The sequence below is a fragment of the Subtercola boreus genome, from assembly GCF_003399635.1.
GTDB lineage: Bacteria > Actinomycetota > Actinomycetes > Actinomycetales > Microbacteriaceae > Subtercola > Subtercola boreus_B.
Genome location: NZ_NBXB01000029.1, coordinates 18,634 through 41,941 on the forward strand (window position 1 = coordinate 18,634; position 23,308 = coordinate 41,941).

General features: G+C 68.5%; 19 protein-coding genes. 9 read left to right on the forward strand and 10 right to left on the reverse strand.

Annotated features, from left to right (window positions below):
• Nucleotides 1–55: 55 nt before the first annotated feature.
• From metX to B7R22_RS10045, 4 genes are read left to right on the forward strand one after another with little or no spacing between them, the layout of a single operon-like run.
• Nucleotides 56–1,261, forward strand: a complete 1,206-nt coding sequence (gene metX / locus B7R22_RS10030; RefSeq protein WP_116411613.1) for a homoserine O-acetyltransferase MetX — start codon at nucleotides 56–58, stop codon at nucleotides 1,259–1,261.
• A gap of 28 nt (nucleotides 1,262–1,289) precedes the next feature.
• Nucleotides 1,290–2,435: a sensor histidine kinase gene (locus tag B7R22_RS10035; protein WP_147305349.1), complete on the forward strand. Its 1,146-nt coding sequence runs from the start codon at nucleotides 1,290–1,292 to the stop codon at nucleotides 2,433–2,435.
• The gene (locus B7R22_RS10040; protein ID WP_116411615.1) at nucleotides 2,432–3,691 is read left to right on the forward strand and encodes a hypothetical protein; all 1,260 of its coding nucleotides are present in this window, start codon (nucleotides 2,432–2,434) and stop codon (nucleotides 3,689–3,691) included. The genes B7R22_RS10035 and B7R22_RS10040 overlap by 4 nt, the downstream gene beginning before the upstream one ends.
• A gap of 31 nt (nucleotides 3,692–3,722) precedes the next feature.
• Nucleotides 3,723–4,424 (forward strand): response regulator transcription factor, encoded by a 702-nt coding sequence (locus B7R22_RS10045; RefSeq protein WP_116411616.1) that lies wholly within the window; start codon nucleotides 3,723–3,725, stop codon nucleotides 4,422–4,424.
• Between the two features lie 77 nt (nucleotides 4,425–4,501).
• On the opposite strand, the gene B7R22_RS10050 is transcribed toward B7R22_RS10045, so the two are convergent.
• Nucleotides 4,502–5,806: an MFS transporter gene (locus tag B7R22_RS10050; RefSeq protein WP_116411617.1), complete on the reverse strand. Its 1,305-nt coding sequence runs from the start codon at nucleotides 5,804–5,806 to the stop codon at nucleotides 4,502–4,504.
• Nucleotides 5,807–5,941: 135 nt separating this feature from the next.
• Between B7R22_RS10050 and B7R22_RS10055 the strand changes: the two genes are divergently transcribed.
• A complete protein-coding gene (locus B7R22_RS10055; RefSeq protein ID WP_116411618.1) occupies nucleotides 5,942–6,433 on the forward strand; it encodes a hypothetical protein in 492 nt (163 codons plus the stop codon).
• A 28-nt stretch (nucleotides 6,434–6,461) separates the two neighbouring features.
• Here the strand turns inward: B7R22_RS10055 and B7R22_RS10060 are convergent, their stop codons facing one another.
• The 3 genes from B7R22_RS10060 to B7R22_RS10070 are packed head-to-tail and all read right to left on the reverse strand — an operon-like array spanning nucleotide 6,462 to nucleotide 8,939.
• Nucleotides 6,462–6,764, reverse strand: a complete 303-nt coding sequence (locus B7R22_RS10060) for a thiamine-binding protein (protein WP_116411619.1) — start codon at nucleotides 6,762–6,764, stop codon at nucleotides 6,462–6,464.
• The gene (locus B7R22_RS10065) at nucleotides 6,764–8,092 is read right to left on the reverse strand and encodes a glycosyltransferase 87 family protein (protein WP_116411620.1); all 1,329 of its coding nucleotides are present in this window, start codon (nucleotides 8,090–8,092) and stop codon (nucleotides 6,764–6,766) included. The genes B7R22_RS10060 and B7R22_RS10065 overlap by 1 nt, the downstream gene beginning before the upstream one ends.
• A 4-nt stretch (nucleotides 8,093–8,096) precedes the next feature.
• Nucleotides 8,097–8,939 carry an ADP-dependent NAD(P)H-hydrate dehydratase gene (locus B7R22_RS10070; RefSeq protein WP_116411621.1) on the reverse strand — a complete coding sequence of 281 codons (843 nt, stop codon included), beginning with the start codon at nucleotides 8,937–8,939 and terminating at the stop codon, nucleotides 8,097–8,099.
• 128 nt (nucleotides 8,940–9,067) lie between these two features.
• Between B7R22_RS10070 and B7R22_RS10075 the strand changes: the two genes are divergently transcribed.
• Nucleotides 9,068–10,153: an NADH:flavin oxidoreductase/NADH oxidase gene (locus B7R22_RS10075; RefSeq protein WP_116411622.1), complete on the forward strand. Its 1,086-nt coding sequence runs from the start codon at nucleotides 9,068–9,070 to the stop codon at nucleotides 10,151–10,153.
• Nucleotides 10,154–10,193: 40 nt separating this feature from the next.
• On the opposite strand, the gene B7R22_RS10080 is transcribed toward B7R22_RS10075, so the two are convergent.
• The 4 genes from B7R22_RS10080 to B7R22_RS10100 form a co-directional block, all read right to left on the reverse strand.
• Nucleotides 10,194–11,033, reverse strand: coding sequence for a hypothetical protein (locus tag B7R22_RS10080; RefSeq protein ID WP_116411623.1), 840 nt, complete (start codon nucleotides 11,031–11,033; stop codon nucleotides 10,194–10,196).
• Nucleotides 11,034–11,413: 380 nt separating this feature from the next.
• A complete protein-coding gene (locus tag B7R22_RS10090; RefSeq protein WP_116411625.1) occupies nucleotides 11,414–12,451 on the reverse strand; it encodes a hemolysin family protein in 1,038 nt (345 codons plus the stop codon).
• Entirely contained in the window at nucleotides 12,451–13,926 is a 1,476-nt protein-coding gene (locus tag B7R22_RS10095) for a hemolysin family protein (protein ID WP_116411626.1), read from the reverse strand. Before B7R22_RS10095 ends, B7R22_RS10090 begins: the two co-directional genes overlap by 1 nt.
• Before the next feature lie 91 nt (nucleotides 13,927–14,017).
• Nucleotides 14,018–15,457 (reverse strand): GuaB1 family IMP dehydrogenase-related protein, encoded by a 1,440-nt coding sequence (locus tag B7R22_RS10100; RefSeq protein WP_116411627.1) that lies wholly within the window; start codon nucleotides 15,455–15,457, stop codon nucleotides 14,018–14,020.
• 157 nt (nucleotides 15,458–15,614) lie between these two features.
• Between B7R22_RS10100 and B7R22_RS10105 the strand changes: the two genes are divergently transcribed.
• Entirely contained in the window at nucleotides 15,615–19,478 is a 3,864-nt protein-coding gene (locus B7R22_RS10105; RefSeq protein ID WP_116411628.1) for a multifunctional oxoglutarate decarboxylase/oxoglutarate dehydrogenase thiamine pyrophosphate-binding subunit/dihydrolipoyllysine-residue succinyltransferase subunit, read from the forward strand.
• A 194-nt stretch (nucleotides 19,479–19,672) separates the two neighbouring features.
• Here B7R22_RS10105 and B7R22_RS10110 read toward each other — a convergent pair whose 3' ends face one another.
• Both B7R22_RS10110 and B7R22_RS10115 read right to left on the reverse strand, forming a co-directional pair.
• Nucleotides 19,673–19,915 (reverse strand): zf-HC2 domain-containing protein, encoded by a 243-nt coding sequence (locus B7R22_RS10110; RefSeq protein ID WP_116411629.1) that lies wholly within the window; start codon nucleotides 19,913–19,915, stop codon nucleotides 19,673–19,675.
• Nucleotides 19,912–20,613 (reverse strand): sigma-70 family RNA polymerase sigma factor, encoded by a 702-nt coding sequence (locus tag B7R22_RS10115; protein ID WP_116411630.1) that lies wholly within the window; start codon nucleotides 20,611–20,613, stop codon nucleotides 19,912–19,914. Before B7R22_RS10115 ends, B7R22_RS10110 begins: the two co-directional genes overlap by 4 nt.
• Nucleotides 20,614–20,742: 129 nt before the next feature.
• On the opposite strand from B7R22_RS10115, the gene aroA reads away from it, so the two are divergent.
• Both aroA and rsgA read left to right on the forward strand, forming a co-directional pair.
• Nucleotides 20,743–22,221: a 3-phosphoshikimate 1-carboxyvinyltransferase gene (aroA, locus tag B7R22_RS10120; protein ID WP_116411631.1), complete on the forward strand. Its 1,479-nt coding sequence runs from the start codon at nucleotides 20,743–20,745 to the stop codon at nucleotides 22,219–22,221.
• On the forward strand, nucleotides 22,218–23,276 hold the full coding sequence (gene rsgA / locus B7R22_RS10125) for a ribosome small subunit-dependent GTPase A (protein WP_116411632.1): 1,059 nt from the start codon (nucleotides 22,218–22,220) through the stop codon (nucleotides 23,274–23,276). The genes aroA and rsgA overlap by 4 nt, the downstream gene beginning before the upstream one ends.
• Nucleotides 23,277–23,308 lie beyond the last annotated feature (32 nt).

The window sequence follows — 23,308 nt, forward strand, 5'->3', positions numbered from 1 at the left end:
GGCCGCGCGTAACATGCGCCCGGCCGCCCCTTTCGCTTGCCAGAATGGAAGAACAATGGACTGGCAGATACCCGAAGACACCGTTCCGAGCGACTTCATCACGGACGCGCAGATCCGGTCCATCCTCGGCAAGCCCCCGGCGACCGGGGCCTGGCGGGACGGCGATCCGGTCGGGCGCCGGCAGTTCGCCCACATCGGCGACATCACCTTCGAGGGCGGAGGCACGGTTCCGGATGCCCGGATCGCCTTCGAGACGTTCGGGACGCTCAACGCCGCCGCCGACAACGCGATCCTCGTGGCCCACGCCCTCACCGGAGACAGCCACCTCACGGGGCCGGCCGAGCCCGGGCATCCGACAGCCGGCTGGTGGGGCGGGATCGTGGGTCCCGGCCAGGCGATCGACACGGAGAAGTACTTCGTGGTCGCCCCCAACATGCTCGGCAGCTGCCAGGGATCGACGGGGCCGGCCTCCATCGCCCCCGACGGCGAGGAGTGGGGTGCGCGGTTCCCGTTCACGAGCATCCGCGACCAGGTGTCGGCGCAGGAGCGGGTGATGCAGCAGCTCGGCATCCGCCGGTGGGCCGCGATCGTGGGCGGCTCGATGGGCGGCATGCAGGTGCTGGAGTGGGGCGTGGGCTTCCCGGGCAAGGCCGAGAAGCTGGCCATGATCGCGGCTCCGCCGATCTCGAGTGCCGACCAGATCGCGCTGAACTCGGTGCAGATCGAGGCCATCAGGGCAGACCCGCTCTTCCATGAGGGCAGCTACTACAACGCGAAGGACGGCGAAGGCCCCCACTCCGGGCTCGCGCTTGCGCGGCGGATGGCCCTGCTGAACTACCGGAGCCCCACCGAACTGAACGACCGGTTCGAACGCAGCTGGCAGAGCGACATCAGCCCCCTCGGCCGCGGCGGGCGCTTCGCGGTGGAATCGTACCTCGACTTCCACGGCAACAAGTTCACCCGCCGGTTCGATGCCAACTCCTACATCACGCTCGTCGAGGCGATGAGTTCGCACGATGTGGGCCGCGGCCGGGGCGGGGTCGTCGAAGCCCTCCACCGGGTGAGCGCCGTCTCGCTGGTGATCGGCATCGACAGCGACCGGCTCTTCCCAGTGGAGGACCAGCAGGTCATCGCACGTCACATCCCTGCCAACATCGACGGGGACGAGGCAGCCGTGATCTCGTCGCGGTTCGGCCACGACGGCTTCCTCATCGAAAACGAGCTGGTCAGCCGGGAACTGCGGCGGCTCCTGGCCCTCTGACGCGGGGTGCCCCGCTAGGATCACGAGTGTGATCAGGCGCCAGGAACCCTTGCTGCGAACAGCTGCGTGGGTGGAGGGCTGGGTCTTCACGCTGTCGTCCCTCGTCTGCCTGGCGATCGCCGGCACCGTGCCGGGTTACGCCATCGCGATCGCCCTCCCGCTCTACGCGGTGATGCTCCTCGGCTACCTGATGGTCGGCCGCTCCTCAGCCACCCTCTGGGTGGTCGTGAGCACGGTGGCCGGTCTCGCCCTGAGCGGGCTCCTCGGCAGCGTGGTGACCGAGCATCCTGGCATCCTGAGCGCACTCCTGCTGGTCTCCGGCGGCGGCATCGGGGCGATGGCGATCGTCCTTCAAGGCTCACTCTCCGGCCGCGTCTACCTCACCGCGGTGTTTTTGGTCAACCTCGCCATCGCGCTCTCGTCGATGACCTCCGACGAGGCGGTGCAGGCGCTCACCATCTTCATCGTCAGCTGGTCGGTGAACACGCTCGTCGGCATCTGGATCACTGACAGCGTCAGGCGCGCCCGCGACCGCATCGCGCGACTCGGTGCGGTGCACCGCGCGGAACGGTGGGCGAGCGAACTCGAGGCAGAACGCCGGCGGAGCGCGCGGCTGCTGCACGACACGGTGCTCGCAACCCTCACCCTGCTCGCGCACTCCGGCCGGGGAGTGGATCCCGACGCCCTCCGCGTGCAGGCGAGCGACGACGCCGTGCTGCTGCGGCAACTGCGCCAGGGCGAGACACCCGCACCCCGGTCATCCGGAACCTACAACCTGCGCACCGACCAGGCACCACCCGTGACGCAGAGCATCAAGGCTCTGCAGCAGCGATTCAAACGGCGCGGCCTCACGGTGCACTGGCACGGTGACGGCGATGTCACCCTCCCGCCGGTCGTACGGAGCGCCTTCCTCCTCTCGCTCGGTGAGTGTCTCGAGAACGTGCGGCGTCACGCCCAGGTCGACGAGGCCGATGTGACGATCACGCAGGACGCGGGCGGCGTTCGTGCCATGGTCACCGATTCCGGAGTGGGGTTCGAGACCGACGGGGTGGACAGCGCCCGGCTCGGACTCGCGGAGTCGGTGGTGGCGCGCATCCGCGACGTCGGCGGGAACGCCCGCATCTTCTCCGCCCCCGGGGCCGGAACGACCGTCGTCCTGGAGGTTCCACGATGAGCGACCAAGCACGACCAGGACCAGAGACCGACGACCAGGGCAGCGGCCTGCTCACCCGGCTGGTGCGGGCCCGCACCCTCGGCCCTGAGGCACTGGAGTCGCTCCGGCGCGACGTGGCGACCGACTCCCGGATCGGCATCGGCTACCTCGGCATCGGTGCCGTCGTGGCGGGGATCCTGCTGAGCATCCGGGGACTGGCCATCTTCCTGCTGAACTGGGGCGCCTACGACAACCCGTGGCTGACGGTCGGCGCCTGGGCCATGATCGCCGTGGCGATGGGTGGTGGATGCATCATCGCCAACTCCCGGGGCGGGCATCTGCCGACACCCGCCTACGCCGGCGTGCTGTTCCTGCTCGCCGCGGCAGTGGTACTCGACCTGGTGTCGGCGCGCGGATTCACGGCTGCGATCCCCGAAGTCACGGTGATCATCGGGGCCGGAGCCACCCTGCTCTCGCTGGTGGCCTACCGGCCGCTGAACCAGCTCATCCTGGCGACCATCGTGCTTGTCGTCTTCCTCCTGGCCGTGACGGCCGTGGGCCTCGGCGAACAGCCCTCAGCGGCCAGGCCCCAGATCGAAGTGATCGTGGCCGCCCTCGCGCCGACGCTCATTGCGATCCTGATCGTCAAGTCGTTCACCCGTTTCATCGACCGGGAACTCGACCGCACCCTGGTGGAGAGCACGATCTCCTCCCCCCGGTTCGCGGTGGGCATCCTCGGCTCAGACGAACTCGCGCGGCTCGACCGGAGCGCAGAGGAGCTGCTCTCCGACGTGGCGTCCGGACGCATCCCGCTCCCCCTCGACGCCGAACAGGCTGCCGCTGCGTCGTCCTTGGCGAACGAACTCCGCCGCCGCCTCATCGAAGGTCGCCTGCAGACCTGGCTGCAGCACGCCGTCGGCGATTCCGAGGTGCTCCGCCCGACGGTGACTCTCGTGGATCCCGACGGGCTGGCCGGGTACCTCGAACCGGAGCAACGGGAGGGCTTCCTGTCAGCGCTCTGGCTCATCGCAGCTGCAGCCAACAGGCAGCAGCCCTCCATCACGGTCACCATCGGGCCGTCTGTGCACCCCAGTCGGGGGACTCTGGTGGATATGATGGTGATTCCGATGGAAATTTCGATCGACGGCATTCCACGCCGACGTTTCGACGTGACGATCTGGGGGGCGCTGGATCGGGTGGGACAGCATTCGGAGAGCGGCAGGAACGGCTCGATCGACATTCACATCACCGCAGAGGTCCAGTCCCCGGAATCCTAGAATCGCGAGTGATGCAGAGGGAAGGCCAGACATGCCAACGACGCATGAGAACATCCGGTTGGCGATCGTCGACGATCATCGCATGCTGCTCGGCGCACTGACCGAGTGGATCCGCGGTGCCGCGAGCGACATCAACATGGTGGCCGCCGTCACGACGTGGCCCGACCTGCTGACAGACCCGGAATTCCCTGTCGACGTCGTGCTGCTCGACCTCGATCTGAAGGACAACCTGCCGATCTCCGTGAAGCTCCGGGCCCTGAAGTCGGCCGGGGTGAAGACCGTGCTGATGAGCACCTACTCCGAACCGGTGGTCGTGCGGGAGGCCCTGGCGGCCGGAGCGCTCGGCTACCTGGTGAAGAGCGAGGAGGCCGACATGATCGTCGAGGCGATCCGGTCTGCCGCGAAGGGCGAACCGTTCATCTCCAGCGAACTCGATCTCGCCCTCAGCGCGCAGGAGGTCAACGGCTCGCCGAAACTGAGCGCACAGGAACGCCGCGTGATGGCGCTCTACGGTGGCGGCGAACCGGTGAAGCAGGTCGCTGAACAGCTCAGCATCTCTGAGGAGACGGCGAAGAGCTACCTGAAGCGCATCCGCGAGAAGTACCGGGTTCTCGGCATCGATGTCGGCACGAAGGTGGCCCTTCGAAAGCGCGCCATCCAGGACGGCCTGCTCATCCAGGACGACTACCTCACGAACCCCGAGGGCGTTGCGGGCGAGGCTCCGCGCGGCTGAGAGTGGGCCTGCCTGGCCTCGTAGCGTCAGCGCTTTTCGGGCAGGGCGGCGTCAGCGCTGTTCGGGCAGGGCGGCGGTCAGCGCCGGCTCGGCACCGCGATCGGCTGGGTTCCGTCGAGCTCGGTGCGGAAGGCCGCCTCAGCGGTCGCCACGGCGATCCGGCGGCGGGTGCGGCGTTCCACCGCGAACGAGGCCAGCGCGATGAGTATCCCGAGCACCGTGAGAACGATTCCGGCGCCGAGCGGTGCGATGTAGCCGAGCCCGAACGTAAGGGCCACTCCCCCGACGATCGGGCCGAGCGCGTTGCCGAAGTTCAGCGACGAGTGGTTGAGAGCAGCTGCGATCGATTGGCTGTCGCCCGCGACATCCATCAGCCGGGTCTGGATGAGCGGGGAGATCGATGCCGCAGCGGCACCCACGAAGAACAGGCCGACGAAGAGCCCGACCGGGTTCGATGCGAACAGTACGAGCTCGACGAGCGCCAGCAGCAGCAGCCCGAAGAACAGCAGCATCGAGCGCTTCAGGTTGTGATCTGCCGCCCAGCCCCCGGTGAGGTTGCCGATGGTCATGCCGAGACCGACAACGACGAGGGCCCACGGCACGACCGACTCCGGCAGCCCCGTGATGGTGGTGAGGATGGGTGAGACATAGGTGTAGACGCAGAAGAACCCACCGAAACCGATCGCCCCGATCGCAATGGCGAACCAGACCTGCGGCCGGCCGAACGCCTTCAGCTCCTTGCGCATCGTCGCGGTGCGGTCACCGGGGAGGTTCGGAACGGTGAGGGTCACCGCGACGAACGCCAGCACGAAGATGCCGGCGACCACCAGGTACGACACGCGCCAACTCGACGACTGTCCCACCCACGTGATGAACGGCACGCCGACCACGTTCGCCACGGTGAGACCGCCGAGCACGAGCGCGACACCCTGGCCGCGCTTGTTCGGCCCGAGAAGTGACGCCGCCACCAGGGAGGCGATGCCGAAGTACGCACCGTGCGGCAGCGCCGACACGAAACGGGCCACCAGCACGAGACCGAAGGTAGGGAGCAGGGCCGAGGCGATGGTTCCGAGGACGATCGTGACGAGCAGCACCATCAGCACCACCTTCCGCGGCCAGCGCGCGGCGACAGCGGCGATCGTCGGCGCCCCCACGACCACCCCCGCGGCGTAGGCGGTGATGAGCAGGCCGGCCTGGCCGTTCGCCTGCTCCGACGAGACCCGGAACAGCTCGGGCAGCAGGTCGCTGGCGAGATTCGGCAGCAGCCCCATGGCGACGAACTCGGTGCAGCCGATGCCGAAGCCGCCGAGGGTCAGCGCCACCAGCGCAAGACGGATGCGGGCCGGCGACAGCGACGACAGCCCGGGAGAAGTGAGGGTCACCCCTCTAACCTACTGCCGCGACCGGCTGCCGATCGAATCGATTCGATCGGCTTCGCACCGGCTCCGCGCCGGCTCCGCACCGGCTCTGCGCCGGCCGGGCATCCGCGGTACGATCGGCACGGGGAGGGGAACACTGTGCCGGATCTCCGCCAGAAGGTACCGCTGAGAGCCTTCGTGGTCTCGCTCGCCTTCGGTCTGCTCGTGGTGGCGTTCGTCGCTCTGCACACCATCGTCGCCGACGCGCCCGCCCGCTCCGGATACGACGGGCTGTTCTCCGCCCTGCTGGTTCTTCTCTCCCTCGGTTTCTTCGTGATCCTCGCGGCCGCCGCGTCGCTCCTGGCCTGGCCATTGGCCATCGCCCTGGTCGATGTCGCCCGGCCCCACCAGCTCGTGCGGGTATCGGCGCTGGCCGCTCTCGCGGTCCTCATCGGCGCGGTTCCCAGCGCGCTTCTGGGTTCGGTGGTCACGACCGTTGCCGGCGACGCCCGAACGCCTGTCATGGTCGTCGTCGCTGCCGCGCTCTCCGCGCTCGTCACCGGCCTTCTGACGTACGGGTACCTTCGGCGGGCGACGTGGGTCGCCAAACGGCGATCCGACACCGATGGGCGAGCCGGCACCGCCGAATGACGGGCCTCGCCGCTGCTCCCCGCGCGGGCTACTCTCCGAGCGCCTGCTCGAGCCGGTCGAGCTTCGCCGTGAGCTCCCCCGTGTAACCGGGTCGGATGTCGGCCTTCAGCACCAGCGAGACGCGCGATCCGAAGGCGCCGACGGCCTCGGTGGCCCGTCTGACGACGTCGAACACCTCGTCCCAGTCCCCCTCGATCGTGGTGAACATCGAGTCGGTGTGGTTCGGCAGGCCCGATTCCCGCACCACGCGCACGGCGGCCGCGACCGCGTCGTGCACAGAAGCATCGGGGCCCTCACCGCCCGAGGGAGCAAGAGAGAATGCAACGAGCATCAGGCGACCACCTTCACAGCGACAGGAACGGAGACCGGCGCGGTCTTCTTCACGCGGGTCTTGACGAGCGCACGCACCGCGAGAACGAACAGCACGCAGACCAGGAGGTTCCGCACCGTCAGGGTGACGAGCATGGCCGTGTTCAGCGAGATCAGCCAGTCGTAGTAGTACGGGTAGATGACCTGCGTCAGCAGGGCGAGCACGGCCGCGATGATCGCAAAGGTGCGGAACCGCTTGCCCTGCCAGATGATCCCCAGGATGACCGGGGCCGTCAGCCACAGCATGAACTGAGGCGAACCGACCTTGTTGAACACGATCAGCGCCGTCACCAGGGCGAGGGCCAGCGGCGGCAGCACCTTGGCCACCCGCGCACCCGAGCGCACCACCCAGACCCCGATCAGCAGCAGGGCCAGCACGGCGAGCGCGAGCAGCGGCGTGGTCAGCACGTCGGCGATGGGGCCACCCGCGCCCTTCACCTGGAACGTCAGGATGTCCTGGTCGTAGTAGACGACCGACCCGGGCAGCTTCAGGTAGGCACCCCACATGAACGGCGTGCTGATCGGTGCCTCGATCTGAAGCCCGCGCCCGGTCTGCTGAGTTACGAAGCTGATCAGGTTCGCGCCGGCACCGAGCGCCAGACCCACGCTCGCGATGACGGCGGCGGTCACCGCTGCGGCGATGGCGACGCTCCAGCGCTTCTTCGTGGCGATCATGACCGCGACGACCATGGCGATCGGCCAGACCTTCACCCACGTGGCGGCGGCGAGCAGCGCACCGGCGACGGCGGGGCGGCGGATGGCCAGCAGGAGCCCCACGATGACGAGCGCCACCTCGAAGGTGTCGATGCGCCCGAGCGCGACGGGGCCGAGCAGCAGCAGGGCCGCCAGCCACCACCAGGCGGCCACGAAACGGATGCTCGGGCTGAAGCCGGTGTGGCGGGCATCCGGTGCCGGCGTGCGGTCCGGCCGGAGCGCCTGGTCGAGGGCCCTGTCTTCAGCGGGCGCGACGCGGGTCGCACGGGAGTTCAGGATGAAGGCCAGCACGGCCCCGTTCGCCAGGACCACCAGCACGAGCCAGGTGATGCCGTAGAGCGTCTTTCCGAACGCCGCCGCGGCGATCATGGGCGCCAGGGCGAGGAGCGGATACACCCACGGGCCATCGATGCCGATCCAGTAGCCCTCGAACCCGTTCTGGATCCACGTGTTGTAGACCACGGTCACATCGCCCCAGGGCAGGGTCGGTGCCGTCAGGCCCACGTATCCGAGCCACAGATGGATGGCGACGAACACGGGCCAGATCAGCAGGGGGTTCGTAGCCAGTCGACGCACCCCGCTATCTTATGCGGCGGAGTTCTCCGATGACGGCCGGCACGGCCTCCGCGATGTCGAGGGCGACGATCGGCCCACCGCCCGAGGCACGCTCGCCCGCGAGGCCATGCAGCACCGCGGCCGCCGCGGCCAGTTCGGCGAGCACGGCAGGTTCGACATCCAGTCGCTCGCGGTGCGTCGCCACCAGTGCGCCCAGGATGCCCGCCAGCACGTCACCGGACCCCGCCGTGGCGAGCTCGGTGGTCGGCGCGGTCACCCGGAAGTGGTGGCTCACGCCCACGACATGCGTCACGTGCCCCTTCAGCAGCACGGTGACACCGAACAGCCGCGCCGCCTCCACCGCCCAGCGCTCCGGCTCTGCGGCCACCTGCTCACGGCTGGCCTCGACGCCCCGGGATGCCAGCAGCGTCACCAACTCCCCGGCGTGCGGGGTGATCACCACGGGGCCGGTCGCGTGCTCGAGCAGGTCGAGCGCGCCGGCGTCGACGACTTCCGGATCCCCCGTGCCGAGCGCCTCTACGAGGGCGGAGGTCACGTCGTCGCTGCGGGTGCGGGCATCCATTCCCGAACCCGTCAGCCACGCCTGCACGCGCCCCTCGGCTGTGACGACCTCGGGCCGGCGCTGGAGCACGAGCCGCGTTGCGCGCCCCGGCCCGAGGTAGCGCAGCATGCCCACCCCCGTGCGGCTCGCGCCCTCGACTCCGAGCACGGCGGCGCCCGGGAAGCTCGCCGAGCCGGTCATCACGCCGAGCACACCGCGGGAGTACTTGTCGTCGTGCTCCCCGGGGGGCTCGACGAAGGCCCGGGCATCCGCTGCGGTGAAATCGGTGAAGGTGTCGACGCTCATCCCCCCACGATAGGTCTCGGTGGGATGTCGCGACCACCCCGCCACGGCCCTCAACCCGCCGCGCCCCTTCGCGCCACCAGCATGCCCGCCTCGGAATAACTCGTTCGCCCGCTCGCTTCTATTCCCACGTGACCTCCGCAACACTCTTCAGCCCCCTGACCATCCGCGCGACCGAGTTCCGCAACAGACTGTGGGTCGCGCCCATGTGCCAGTATTCGGCCGAGAAGCAGGACGGCGTGCCGACCGACTGGCACCTCGCCCACCTCGGCTCGTTCGCGAGCGGCGGTGTCGGACTCATCCTCACCGAGGCCACCGCGGTCAACCCCGAGGGGCGGATCTCCCCGCAGGACCTCGGGCTCTACACCGATGAGCAGCAGCAGGCGTTCGGCCGCATCAACACCCTGCTGCATGCCCAGGGCACGGCCACGGGCATGCAACTCGCCCATGCCGGCCGGAAGGCCTCGGTCTACCGGCCCTGGGCCGACAAGGAGGGCACCGTGCCTCTCGCGGAAGGCGGCTGGGCGACCGTCGCACCGTCGGCTGTCGCGTTCCCGGGCTACGACGAGCCCGCAGAGCTCACCGTCGACGAGATCGAGCAGATCATCGAGGACTTCCGCGCCGCCGCCCGCCGCTCGGTCGACGCCGGCTTCGACGTGATCGAACTCCACGCCGCCCACGGGTACCTGATGCACCAGTTCCTCTCGCCGCTCAGCAACGATCGCACCGACTCCTATGGCGGGAGCCTGGAGAACCGGGCCCGCTTCGTGCTCGAGGTGGTCGCGGCCGTTCGGGCCGAGATCGGCGAGCTCATGCCGCTCTTCGTGCGCTTCTCGGGCACGGACTGGTCCGCAAGCGGTGGCTGGGACATCCAGCAGACCGTGACCGTCGCCGGCTGGGCGGAGGATGCCGGGGCAGACCTCTTCGACGTCTCGAGCGGCGGCAACGTGACGGGTGTGACGATCCCCGTCGCCCCGCTCTACCAGGTGGAGCTCGCCGCGACGCTGCGGGCGGAGGCCGGCGTGCCGGTGAGCGCCGTCGGCCTCATCACGACGGCAGCCGAGGCAGCGGAGGTGGTGGCCTCCGGCCGCGCCGACGCGGTGATGATGGCGCGGCAGTTCCTGCGCGACCCGCACTTCGCGCTCCGCGCCGCCCACGAACTCGGCGTCACCCTCGACTACTGGCCCCCCCAGTACACCCGCGCCGCCTTCCGCTAGCCCCCCCTCTCCCCCTCCCCTCTCTCCCTCCCACCCCCAGTCACCGTCGATCCACCGTTTTCTGTCGGTAACGGGCACGAATACCGACAGGTTTCGGTGGATGGATGACCGGGGGGAGGGGTGTCGGTCGCCAACCGGCTGCGAGGAGTTCCTTACGCACCAGGGCCACGGTGCGATGCGTCTCGCCGCGGAGGCCCTCGATCATCACGCGGACGACGACCTGCCCGTTGTCGCGCAGATCGGCGATCCGCTGCTGATCGGCGGCGTAGACGGCTCTGCTCCGCCGATGGTGGTCACCGTCGTATTCCACGACGATGCCGTAGCGCGGATAGTACAGGTCTGCCCGGCCGAGAAAGCGGCCCGCGTCGTCGCTGATGTCGACGTTGATGCTGGGTTCGGGCAGCCCGCTCCACCTGATCAGATGACGAAGATGCGTCTCCATCGGGGATTCCACTCCCTCGCGCACGAGCTCGAGCGCCGAGAGGAGCCGCCGCTTGCCACGCCCCCGGTGTGCCGCGAGGCGCTTCTGAAGCTCGACGATTGTTGTGAACGGCCGTTCGTCACCCGCCTTCGGATAACGCGGCGCGTAGACGATGGCGTCGCCGGCTGCCACGAGGTCGCGCACGGCCCAACTCGTCCCCACGTGCAGCCAGGTCGACACGACGTCGCTCACCGGCAGACCGAAACGGTCGTGGACGTCGACCGACCGATCGCAGACGTCGTGTCCGCGGATACTTCGCGCGGTCGGAGCCGAGGCGATTCCGGTCAGCGCTGAGACGTGCAGCTGTGGCGACTGCAGGTCGCGAGCGTCGCCGGTCGGCATCATCCACAGCCGGGCGGCCGTGTCATGGCTGAAGAACTGTCCCGGCCGAAGTCGCACGGAATAGCTCCGACATCGGTCCAGCACTCCACCGGGTAGAGCGTCTGCCGGAACCCGGACACCACAGAACGGTGCACTGAGGTCGGAACGCCGCAACCGGTTGTCGTCGAGACCCGCCCGCCGAGCATTTAAGCGACTGAACGGCCCCTGCGAGAGGGCGTCGGGAAGAGTGGCAGGTGATCGCATGCCCGCCATCCTGCAACCCCAACGGACGCGTACAGCAGTTATCCACAGCCCCACCCCGACTTCGACGGGTTTCGCTCAGCCCATCCACCGAAAACTGTCGCCACAGCCGCGGCTTACGGACAGTTTTCGGTGGATCGACGGGGCGGGTGGCGGGTGGGGGTTGGGAGGTGCGGGGGGTGGTGCGTGGGGCGGGGTCAGATGCGGCGGGTGGCGTCCTGGACCTCGCCGACGAGCTCCTCGATCACGTCTTCGAGGAAGAGCACGCCGGTGGTGTCGCCCGAGGCATTGAAGGCGCGCGCGACGTGGGCGCCGGTGCGGCGCATGGTCGCGAGGGCGTCCTCCAGTTCTGTGCCGTCGTAGATCGACGCGAGCAACCGGATCCGTTTCGCGGGCACAGGCTGCTCGAATTCGTCGTCGTCGAGGTCGATCACGTCTTTCAGGTGCAGGTAGCCGATCGGGTTTCCCGTGGCATCCACCATCACATAGCGCGAGAAACCGTACTTCGAGACAGCGCGTTCGATGTCGGCGGGGGTCGCGGTGCGATCGAGCGTGATCAGTCGGGCGACCGGCAGCGCCACCGACGCCACTGTCTTCTCGGTGAACTCGAACGCCGCGTGGAGGGCGCCCGAGTTGTCGTCGAGCACACCCTCGCGGGTCGACTGCGCCACGATGCTCGACACCTCTTCGAGCGTGAACGAACTGGCCGCCTCGCTCTTGGGCTCGACCCCGAACAGCCGCACCACACCGTTCGCCGTGGCATTCAGCGACACGATCACGAAGCGGAAGATGCGCGCCACCCAGACCAGCGGCGGGGCGAGCAGCAGTACGGCCCGGTCGGGCACCGAGAACGACAGGTTCTTCGGTACCATCTCGCCGATCACGACATGAAGGAACGACACCAGCACCAGGGTGATGACGAATGCCACGCCCGTGATCAGGTCTTCCGACCAGCCGGTGAGCCCGAGCGGCACCTCCAGCAGGTGATGGATGGCCGGTTCCGACACATTAAGGATGAGCAGTGACGCAACGGTGATGCCGAGCTGGCTCGTGGCCAGCATGAGCGTCGCGTGCTCCATGGCCCACAGCGCGGTCTTCGCGCGCTGCATGCCCGCCTCGGCGAGCGGCTCGATCTGGGAGCGGCGCGCGGAGATCACCGCGAACTCGGCCGCCACGAAGAAGGCGTTGACGAGCAGCAGCACGAAGAGCCAGACGATCCCGATCCAGTCGGCCATCAGCGCTCACCCCTCTCACGGCCGGCATCCCGGCGGGTACCTGCATCGAGCGACGCAGCAGCCTCATCGGCCAGCGATCCGCGGCCCGTTCCGGCGAGATCCTCCACCGACTCCGTGCGGAGCAGCTCCGCGTTCAGCGTCTCGGCACCGCCCGCAGAGCCCGCAAGCGGTTCGGTGGGTGTCGGGGTGAACCTGATGCGGTCGATTCTGCGGCCATCCATTCGTTCCACGCGGAGCTCCCCGTCGGGCAGCGCCACGGTGTCGTCGATCACCGGCAGCCGGCCGAGTTCGCTCATCACGAAGCCGGCAACCGTCTCATAGGGGCCGTCTTCGGGCACATGCACTCCCGCCCGGTCGAGCAGTTCGTCGGGACGCAGCTGCCCCGGGAACGAGATCGTGTTGCGGCTCCGGATGACGCCCGCACGGGTGCGGTCGTGCTCGTCGTCGAGTTCGCCGACGAGCTCCTCGACCAGGTCTTCGAGGGTGACGACGCCGGCCGTTCCGCCGTATTCGTCCATCACGATCGCCATCTGGTAGCCCTTGCCCCGGAGTTCTCCGAGCAGCACGTCGAGCTTCATCGTCTCGGGCACCCGCAGCGGCTCACTGAGCAGCGCGATCACCGGAACATCGGCGCGCTTGCTCCGCGGCACAGACACGGCTTGCTTCACATGAGCGACGCCCACAACGTCGTCGATCGACTCGTCGACGATCGGAAAGCGGCTGTAACCGGTCGTGTTCGCCAGCCGGATGACGTCGCTCGCCGAGTCGGTTCGCTTCAATGCGGCGATGCGCGGGCGCGGCGTCATCACATCTGACGCGTCGTGCCCCGAGAACAGCAACGTGCGGTTCAGCAGCGTGGCCGTGTCGACGTCGAGGCTTCCCTCGAGGGCCGAACGGCGAACGAGCGACGAGAGCTCCTCAGCGGTGCGCGCACCCGAGAGCTCCTCCTTGGGTTCGATGCCGAAGCTCCGGATGATCGCATTCGCACTGTTGTTCAGAAGCAGCACCGCGGGGCGGAACACCGCGGTGAACACCCGTTGGAACGGGATGACGAGCTTCGCGGTCTTGATCGGCAGCGCGAGGGCGAAGTTCTTCGGCACCAACTCGCCGACGATCATCGAGAGGAGGGTGGCGATGACCACGGCGACGATGGATGACACGACGGTCGAGATGGTCTCGTCGATGCCCATTGCGTCGAAGAGCGGCCGGAGGAGACCGGCGAACGCGGGCTCCATCGTGTACCCGGTGAGCAGGGTGGTCAGGGTGATGCCGAGCTGGGCGCTCGAGAGATGGGTCGACGTGATCTTCAGCGCCGAGATGGTCTGGCCGAGACCCTTCTCGCCGCGCTCCTGGCGGCCTTCGAGGTCGCTGCGGTCGAGGTTCACGAGCGAGAACTCGCTGGCGACGAAGAAGCCGGTTCCGACGGTCAGGGCGAGGCCGACGAGCAGCAGGATGAGCTCAGAGCCCACGGGCATCACCCCGCGAGGTCAGTGCCGGTGTCGTGGCGGAGGGAAGCGGAGAGGGTGAGGGAGGGTCATCCATGAGTACCAACAATCATACGGGCCGTCACCAACTGACGGGCAGCGCCTTCCCCTCCTCGTACCCGGCCGCCGACTGCACGCCCACCCGCGCTCGGTCGTGGAACTCCGGCACCGACCGCGCACCCGCGTAGGTGAAAGAACTCCGCACCCCCGACGCGATCATGTCGAGCAGGTCCTCCACCGACGGGCGGAGCGGATCGAGGTAGATCATGCTCGACGAGATCCCCTCGGCGAACAGCTGTTTGCGGGCCAGTTCGTAGGCCCCGAGCCGCCCGAACCTGTCGGTCACCGCCTTGGCCGACGCCATCCCGTAGTTCTCCTTGTAGAGCCGGCCGGCTGCATCCTGCCGGAGCACCCCTGGCGCCTCGATCGTGCCGGCGAACCAGGATCCGATCATGACGGATGCCGCACCGGCCGCCAGCGCGAGCGCGACGTCCCTCGGGTAGCGCACTCCCCCGTCGGCCCAGACGTGTGCGCCGTGCAGGGTGGCCGCGGCGGCCGTCTCGAGCACGGCGGAGAACTGCGGCCGACCCACCGCCGTCATCATGCGCGTGGTGCACATGGCGCCGGGGCCCACGCCCACCTTGATGATGTCCGCGCCAGCCTGCACGAGGTCCCGCACCCCCTCGACCGTCACCACGTTGCCGGCCACGATGGGCAGCGAGAGCCCCGCAGAGCGCACGGCGCGGATGGCCGCGATCATCCCGTCCTGGTGCCCGTGCGCCGTGTCGAGCACGAGCACGTCGACGCCGGCCGACGCCAGAGCGCGAGCCTTGGCCGCGACGTCACCGTTGATGCCGACAGCTGCCGCCACGCGGAGGCGCCCCAGGGCATCCACCGCCGGTTCGTAGATCGTCGAACGGAGTGCTCCGGTGCGACTGAGCGTGCCGATGACCTGCCCGTGCCGCATCACCGGCGCGAAGTCGAGCTCGGCCGCGACCATGGCCTCGAAGGCCTGGCGCGGCGTGTCGAAGTCGTCGGCCGCGAGCGAGGTCAGCGGGCCGTGCAGGAGGTCGCCGAGCAGGGCGTCGGGAAGCGCGGACGCGAGGCGGAGCGCCGGGATGCAGCCGAGGAACGTTCCGTGGGCGTCGTGCACGACGATGCCCTGGCCGGCGACGGCCGGCAGCACGGTGAGGGCCTCCTCGACCGTGGCCGAGGGCGCGAAGTCGAACGGTGAGTCGAAGAGCGGCGACTGCGCCTTCACCCAGCGGATGGCCGCGTCGAGATCCTGCAGGTGCATGTCCTGCGGCAGCACACCGAGGCCGCCGCGCCGGGCGAGGGTCGCGGCCAGACGCGGGCCGGTCACGGAGTTCATGTTCGCGGCGACGATCGGGATGGTGGCACCCGTCCCGTCGCCGGGCGCCAACGACACATCCAGCCGGCTGCCGACGTTCGAGCGCGAAGGCACCAGGAACACGTCGGAATAGGTCAGATCGGTCTGCGAATGTGCGGTGAGGAACTCCATGCGCCCCACGCTAGACCCGTTGGGTGACCGAACACTCGGCGGGAGGGTTTAAGCTGGACAAGCACGTGTCGGCGCGTGGATCTTGCTCTTCGGCTGTCTGGCACGGCATTCATACGTGACAACGCATACGTGACAAACGGAGAGTGGGCGATCGGCTGTGTCAAGCCAGTTGACCGGAACGGGAACTGACGACGGTTCGTCGGGCGAATTCGGAGCGAACGAGTGGCTCGTAGACGAACTCTACGAGCAGTACATCGTCGACAAGAACTCGGTGGACCAGTCCTGGTGGGCGATCCTCGAGCACTACAAGCCGAGTGGCGGCGGCGAGGCAGTCGAGGCAGGAGCCCCGGGCGACAGTTCGACCGGTGAGGCGCAGATCCCCGACGCAGTGCCGGTTCAGGATGTCGCGGCTGCCGCGCCCGCCCCAGAGCCAGCTCCATCCGCAGCAGCGCCGGCCGAGGCACCCCCGGCTCCGTCCGCCTCAGCGCCAGCTACCGCCGAGAGCCCCGCCCCCGCAGTATCTGCAGCCCCGGCCACGCAACCCGTGGCCCGCACCACCTCCCGCGAGCCCAGCCCCCAGCCGATTCCGGCCGAGGCGACCGTTCGTGCGCAGTCGGAGGACGATGCGGCCGAGCAGGACAAGGTGACGCCGCTCCGCGGCCCCGCCAAGTCGCTCGCCACCAACATGGACGCGAGCCTCAGCGTTCCGACGGCGACCAGCGTGCGGAGCATCCCCGCGAAGCTCCTGATCGACAACCGCATCGTCATCAACTCGAACCTGAAGCGCGCCCGCGGCGGCAAGGTCAGTTTCACCCACCTCATCGGCTGGGCCCTGGTGCAGGTGCTGAAGGACTTCCCGAGCCAGAACGTGTACTACGACGTGCAGAACGAGAAGCCCGTCGTGGTCTCCCCCGCGCACGTCGGCCTCGGCATCGCCATCGACATGCCGAAACCCGACGGCACCCGCTCGCTCGTCGTGCCTGCCATCAAGCGCGCAGACACCATGCACTTCGGTGAGTTCCTCGCCGCCTACGACGAGCTCGTGGCGAAGGCCCGCGGCGGCAAGCTGACGGCCGGTGACTTCCAGGGCGCGACGATCTCGCTCACCAACCCGGGCGGAATCGGCACGGTTCACTCCATCCCGCGTCTCATGAAGGGCTCCGGTGCGATCATCGGTGCCGGCGCGCTGGAGTACCCGGCCGAGTTCCAGGGTGCCTCGACGAAGACGCTCACCGACCTCGGCATCGGCAAGATCATCACCCTCACCAGCACCTACGACCACCGCGTCATCCAGGGCGCCGGATCGGGTGAGTTCCTGAAGAAGGTGCACGAGCTGCTCATCGGCGAGCGAGGCTTCTACGAGAACATCTTCGCGGAGCTCCGGATCCCCTACGTTCCGATCCACTGGCACTCCGACATCTCCGTCGACGTCAGCGACACCGTCAACAAGACGGCCCGCGTGCAGGAGCTCATCAACTCGTTCCGCGTGCGCGGTCACCTGATGGCCGACATCGACCCCCTCGAGTACCGGCAGCGCACCCATCCCGACCTCGACATCGAGAGCCACGGCCTCACGCTCTGGGACCTCGACCGTGAGTTCGTCACGGGTGGCCTCGGCAAGCCGTCGCTGCTCCTCCGCGACATCCTGGGCATCCTGCGTGACGCCTACTGCCGGAAGACCGGCATTGAGTACATGCACATCCAGGATCCCGAGCAGCGCAAGTGGATCCAGGAGAAGATCGAGCGCCCCTACGCGAAGCCCGGGCACGACGAGCAGATGCGCATCCTGTCGAAGCTCAACGAGTCCGAGGCGTTCGAGACGTTCCTGCAGACGAAGTACGTCGGCCAGAAGCGTTTCAGCCTCGAAGGTGGCGAGTCGACGATCGCCCTGCTGGATGCTGTGCTGCAGGCCGCGGCCGACGAGGGTCTCGACGAGGTCGCGATTGGCATGGCCCACCGCGGCCGCCTGAACGTGCTGACGAACATCGCGGGTAAGACCTATGGCCAGATCTTCCGCGAGTTCGAGGGCACGCAGGATCCGCGTACGGTGCAGGGCTCCGGTGACGTGAAGTACCACCTCGGCACCGAGGGCACCTTCACGGGCACAGAGGGCAAGGAGATCCCCGTGTACATCGCGGCGAACCCCTCGCACCTCGAGGCCGTCGACGGGGTGCTCGAAGGCATCGTGCGCGCCAAGCAGGACAGGAAGCCCAAGGGCACGTACTCGACGCTGCCGATCCTGGTGCACGGCGACGCAGCCATGGCCGGCCAGGGCATCGTCTACGAGACCCTGCAGATGGAGAAGCTCCGCGGCTACAAGATCGGCGGGACGATCCACGTCAACATCAACAACCAGGTCGGGTTCACGACCCGGCCGAGCGACTCCCGCTCCTCCGTCTACTCCACCGACGTGGCGAAGTCGATCCAGGCTCCGATCTTCCACGTGAACGGTGACGACCCCGAGTCGGTCGTGCGCGTGGCGCAGCTCGCCTTCGAGTACCGCCAGCGCTTCCACGCCGACGTCGTGATCGACCTGATCTGCTACCGCCGGCGTGGGCACAACGAGGGCGACGACCCCTCGATGACCCAGCCGCTGATGTACAACCTGATCGAAGCCAAGCGCTCGGTGCGAAAGCTCTACACCGAATCGCTCATCGGCCGCGGCGACATCAGCCAGGAGGAGTACGAGGCCGCGCACCGCGACTTCCAGGACCGCCTCGAGCGGGCATTCGCCGAGACACACGCCGCCCAGACCTCGTCGATCCCGATCATCACCGACGACATGAACGCCGTCAGCGACCTCGAGCGCCCCGAGGCGCAGCAGGCCGACGACAGCGGGGCCGGCGAACCGGAGACGACCGGGGTTGCGGCATCCACCGTCGCCCTGATCGGCGACGCGTTCAACAACCCGCCCGCCGGTTTCGCGGTTCACCCGAAGCTCCAGCAGCTGCTGCAGAAGCGTGTCGAGATGAGCCGCAACGGCGGCATCGACTGGGCGTTCGGCGAGCTGCTCGCACTCGGCTCCCTGCTGCTCGAGGGCACCCCCGTGCGCTTCTCGGGCCAGGACACCCGCCGCGGCACGTTCGTGCAGCGGCACGCGGTGCTCCACGACCGCGACAACGGCCAGGAGTGGTTGCCGCTCGTCAACCTCAGCGACAACCAGGCCCGGTTCTGGATCTACGACTCGCTGCTGAGCGAATACGCGGCCATGGGCTTCGAGTACGGCTACTCGGTCGAACGCCCCGACGCGCTTGTGCTCTGGGAGGCCCAGTTCGGCGACTTCGCCAACGGCGCCCAGATCATCATCGACGAGTTCATCTCGTCGGCCGAGCAGAAGTGGGGCCAGCGCTCGTCGCTCGTGCTGCTGCTTCCGCACGGCTACGAGGGCCAGGGTCCCGACCACTCGTCGGCCCGCATCGAGCGCTACCTGCAGCTGTGCGCGGAGAACAACATGACCGTGGCGCGCCCGTCGACGCCCGCGTCGTACTTCCACCTGCTCCGCCGCCAGGCCTACGCCCGCCCGCGTCGCCCGCTGATCGTCTTCACCCCGAAGGCGATGCTGCGGCTCCGTGGCGCGACGAGCTCGGTCGACGACCTGACGCAGGGCAAGTTCGAGCCGGTTCTGGATGATCCCCGTACCGCGAGCGGAATCGACAGGTCGGGCGTGAAGCGTGTTCTGCTGATGGCCGGCAAGGTCTACTACGACCTGCTGAACGAGTTGCAGAAGACGCCGAACGACGAGATCGCGCTGGTTCGCCTCGAGCAGTACTACCCGCTGCCCGCCGCCGAGCTGAACGCGGTGATCGCGTCGTACCCGAACGCCGAACTGGTGTGGGTGCAGGATGAGCCGCAGAACCAGGGCGCCTGGCCGTTCGTGTGCCTCGAGCTGGCCTCCCGCCTGCCCGCGGGCCGCACAATCCGGGTCACCTCGCGTGCTTCGGCGGCTTCACCGGCCGCCGGTTCGGCGAAGCGCCACGCCCGCGAGCAGGCCGACCTGCTGCAGCGCGCACTGACCCTCTAGCCGCCTCGCACAACCAACCCAGCGAAGAGGCCCCGCTCACCGGAAGGTGGGCGGGGCTTCTCTTGCACGACAATACAGCGAAGAGGCCCCGCTCACCGGAAGGTGGGCGGGGCTTCTCTTGCACGACAATACAGCGAAGAGGCCCCGCTCACCGGAAGGTGGGCGGGGCCTCTCTTGCACGACAAATACAGCCGCTAGTGCGTGCTCTGGATCTGGCGGATGCTGAACAGCACCTGGTCGCGGAGCTGCTCGGGCGCGATCTCCTTGCAGGCGCGCTGCACCGCCTCGGTCAGCACTACACCGATGTGCAGTTCCGACGAGCAGTCGGAGCAGCCCGCGAGGTGCTCGCGGATGTCCGCAGCGTCGTGACTCTCCAGCTCGTTGTGCAGGAACTCCTCGAGTTCAGCCTTGGCTTTGGTGCAGCCGCAGTCGGTCATGTCGTGCTTCCCTTCGAACCGGCAGCGGTGGAACCTGCCGGTGTGGTCTTCTTCTGTCGTGCTCGGGTGGCGGGAGCTGTAGTGGACGTCTTCGTCGACGCCGCCCCCACGCTCTCCTTGGAGGGGACGGGAATGCCCCGGCCCTCTGCATACTCGGTCAGCAACCCGCGGAGCAGTCGTCGGCCACGGTGCAGGCGACTCATCACGGTTCCGACCGGAGTCTTCATGATGTCGGCGATCTCCTGGTAGGAGAAGCCCTCAACGTCGGCCAGGTAGACGGCCAGACGAAAGTCTTCGGGAATCGACTGCAGGGCATCCTTCACCGCACTGTCGGGCAGATGGTCGATGGCCTCCGCCTCGGCCGAACGCGACGACGTACCCGTGGCGGTCGCCGACTCGGCGTTGCCGAGCTGCCAGTCCTCGAGATCGCTCGTGGTGCCCTGGTAGGGGTCGCGCTGCTTCTTGCGGTACACGTTGATGAACGTGTTCGTCAGGATGCGGTACAGCCACGCCTTGAGGTTCGTGCCCTGCTCGAACTGGGCGAAGGCCGCATAGGCCTTGACGAAGGTCTCCTGCACGAGGTCCTGCGCGTCAGCGGGGTTCCTGGTCATGCGGAGCGCGGCGCCATAGAGCTGGTCGAGGAAGGGAATGGCCTGCTCCTCGAAGAGCGCGCGGGGATCAGTGTTCACGGTTGTCATCACCGGCAAGTCTACGATGCGCTCTGCCGGAACGGACCGACTCCGGGGCCGCTCGAGAGTGCTGGCTGCTACTGCCACGGTGACACCCTCCTTCGTGAATGTGCGGATCGCCGATACTCTGGACAACTGATGCTGATCTCGAGATATTCCGCCCCCGACTTCAACCCCTACGGCGACACCGCCCCTGTGGAACCGGATCGCGACTGGGCGGCACCGCGCGCCCGCGGCCCCCTGGCTGCCACGGTGGCCCTCCCGGGGTCGAAAAGCCTCACGAACCGCGAGCTCGTTCTCGCAGCCCTGGCCGACGGGCCGTCCCGCCTGGCGGCGCCGCTCAGATCCCGGGACACCCAGCTGATGGCCGACGCTCTCCGCTCGCTCGGGGTCACCATCGTCGACGAGCCCCCCGCACCCGGCCCCGCCGCCGGACGGTTCGGGCCGGACTGGCTGGTGACGCCCGCCGCCGAACTCCTCGGCAGCACCACGGTCGACTGCGGTCTCGCCGGCACGGTCATGCGCTTCCTGCCGCCCGTCGCCGCGCTCGCCCTCGGCCCCGTCGTGTTCGACGGTGACGAGGGTGCCCGCCGCCGCCCGATGGCCACCACGATCTCCTCGCTCCGGGCGCTCGGCGTCGACATCAACGCCGACGGCCGCCAGAACCTCCCGTTCACCGTCTACGGCTCAGGGGCCGTCGACGGCGGTGAGATCACGATCGATGCTTCCTCCTCGTCGCAGTTCGTCTCCGGACTGCTGCTGGCGGCGGCCCGGTTCACGAAGGGACTGACCCTCCGGCACGAGGGTGAGCGCCTGCCGAGCCTGCCGCACATCGAGATGACGATCGCCGCTCTGGATGCCCGTGGCGTCACCGTCACGTCACCCGAGCCCGGCGTGTGGCAGGTGGAGCCCGGCGCCATCGCCGCCCACGATGTCGCCATCGAACCCGACCTCTCCAATGCGGCCCCGTTCCTCGCCGCCGCGCTCGTCACGGGCGGATCCGTGACGTTCGCCGGCTGGCCCGAGTCCACCACACAGGTGGGCGCCCACCTGGCCGACCTGCTTCCGCTCTTCGGCGCGACGGTCACCCGCGATGGCGACAGGCTGACGGTCACCGGAGGGCCTGGCATCCACGGTGTCGAGCTCGACCTCTCGGCGGGCGGAGAACTCGCTCCGGCGATCGTCGCGATCGCGGCCCTCGCCGACTCCCCCAGCACGATCACGGGCATCGGGCACATCCGGCACCACGAGACCGACAGGCTCGCCGCCCTCGCCGCCGAGATCAACGCTCTGGGTGGAAGCGTCACCGAACTCGACGACGGACTCCGCGTCGACCCGCGCCCGCTCTCCGGCGGCGTCTGGCACACCTACGACGACCACCGCATGGCGCACGCCGGCGCCATCATCGGCCTCGCGGTCGACGGCGTGGTCGTCGAGAACATCGCCACGACCGCCAAGACCCTGCCCGAGTTCGCCGCCCTGTGGGAGGCGCTGGTGTTCGGCGAGCCCGGGCAGCGCGCCGTCACGAGTGTGGATGTCGCCACCCCGGCCGAGGCTCTGGATGTCGCCACCTCGGTCTCCGCGCCGAATGATGCGAACACGGAGCTGCCTGAGTGACCTGGTGGAGCGACGGGGCCGACGACGAGCCCGACGAGTTCGACGAATTCGATGAGTCGAGCATCCGGAGCCGCCCGAATCCGAAAGGCAACCGGCCCCGCACCAAACAGCGGCCCGAGCACGCGGACGCCGTGAACGGCCGCATCCTCTCCGTCGACCGCGGACGCTTCGGGGTGCTCGTGCGCGAGAACGCTGCCGACGAGGCCGTGATCACGGCGTCGCGCGCACGGGAACTCGGCCGCCTCGGCATCGTCACCGGCGACACCGTGCACCTCGTGGGCGACACCAGCGGCGCCGAAGGATCGCTCGCCCGCATCGTGCGGGTGGATGATCGCAAGACCCTGCTGCGCCGTAGTGCCGACGACTCCGACGCCGTCGAACGCGTGATCGTGGCGAACGCCGACCAGATGCTCATCGTGGTCGCCGCGGCGAACCCCGAGCCGCGGGCCAACCTGATCGACCGGTACCTCATCGCTGCGTTCGACGCCGGGCTCGCCCCCATCCTCTGCATCACGAAGACGGATGTCGCCGATCCCACCTCGTTCCTGGAGCAGTTCGACTGTTTCGACCTCGAGATCATCATGGGCGCGAAGGACGACTTCCCGCTGGATGACCTCAAGGCCCTGCTCGTCGGGCACACCACGGTTACCGTGGGGCACTCCGGCGTCGGCAAGTCGACGCTCGTGAACGCCCTCGTTCCCGGCACCGACCGGGCCGTCGGCCGGGTGAACGACGTCACCGGTCGCGGGCGGCACACGTCGTCGTCCACCGTCTGCCTGCGGGTGCGCGACGACAACGGCGACCCGGGCTGGATCATCGACACCCCGGGAGTGCGCTCGTTCGGACTCGGCCACGTGCAGCCCGCGAACATCCTGAAGTCGTTCGCGAACTATGCCATCCCCGCGGCGACTCTGCCGAAGTCAGCCGGCGGCATCGAGCTCAGCCAGGCCCACGACTGGGAGATCGTCGACCGCGTCTCGGCCGGCGAGCTCGGTGAGAGCGGCAAGGCGCGCCTCGAGTCCCTGCAGAAGATCATCACCACCCTCGAGAAGTGACTCCGGGGTGGGCCAAGCGTGAGCTATGCTCA